The 1,143-nt window shown below is 69.1% G+C and carries 2 protein-coding genes; both read right to left on the bottom strand.

Annotation, left to right across the window (positions count from 1 at the left end; genetic code table 11):
- Positions 1–443 (bottom strand): TatD family hydrolase (locus tag FUT87_RS03555; protein ID WP_186830337.1); only part of this gene is annotated, 443 nt, incomplete at its 3' end.
- A gap of 44 nt (positions 444–487) precedes the next feature.
- Positions 488–1,143 (bottom strand): formyltetrahydrofolate deformylase (locus FUT87_RS03550; protein WP_147240110.1); only part of this gene is annotated, 656 nt, incomplete at its 5' end.

Raw genomic sequence — 1,143 nt, 5'->3', positions numbered from 1 at the left:
AGGCCGATGCGGCGCAGGCCGGCAAGCAGTTGGTCCGCGCTGCGGCGCACATGCAGGATGACCGGCAGCCCGTGGCGCTTCGCGAGCTTCAGCTGCTCCAGGTAGAAGAACCGCTGCCTGGCCTCGTCCAGGTCCTTGACGAAGACGTCCAGCCCGATCTCGCCGATGCCGACCAGGCGCGGATCGTCGCGGCACTCGGCGAGCATCCGGTCGAGCCGCCCGAGGTCGTCCTCGCGCGCCTGCATCACGTAGAGCGGATGGATCCCGAGCGCGTAGCTGAACCCCTGCGCATGCGCCAGCGCCCTCACCCGCTCGAAGTTGCCGGCGACCACCGCCGGGATCACGATCTGCGACACCCCGGCCGCGCGGGCGCGCGCCACGACGGCGTCACGATCCGCGTCGAACTCCGACGCGTCGAGGTGGCAGTGGGTGTCGGTCCACATGGGTCCGCAGGGCTCCACCGACGGCGGCGCGGTCCGGGGACCGCTCAGCGGAAGACCACCGTGCGGTGGCCGTTGAGCAGCACGCGATGCTCGGCATGCCACTGGATCGCGCGGGCGAGCGTCACGCATTCGGTGTCGCGGCCGATGGCGACCAGTTGGTCCGGCGTCATCGAGTGGTCGATGCGGGCCACGTCCTGCTCGATGATCGGGCCCTCGTCGAGGTCGGAGGTCACGTAGTGCGCGGTCGCGCCGATCAGCTTGACGCCGCGCTCATGGGCCTGGTGGTACGGGCGCGCGCCCTTGAAGCTGGGCAGGAAGCTGTGATGGATGTTGATCGCCCGGCCTTCCAGGAAGCGGCACATCTCCGGCGACAGGATCTGCATGTAGCGCGCCAGCACGACCAGGTCGATCTGCTGCTCCTCGATCAGATCGCGGATCTTGCGCTCCTGGGCCTGCTTCTGCTCGTCGGTCGCGTGCAGCAGCGGCAGGTGGTGGAAGGGGATGTCGTGCGAGGCGGCCAGCTGATAGAAGTCGCGGTGGTTGGAGACGATGGCCGGAATCTCGATCGCCAGGTGGCCGGTCTGCACGCGGAACAGCAGGTCGTTCAGGCAGTGTCCGAGCTTGGACACCAGCAGCAGCACGCGCGTCTTGCGCTGCGCGTCGACCAGTTCCCAGTCCATCGCCAGCCGGCCGGCCAGCG

It is taken from the genome of Mitsuaria sp. TWR114 (genome assembly GCF_007997345.1).
This window is presented reverse-complemented; position numbering and strand designations above follow the sequence as displayed.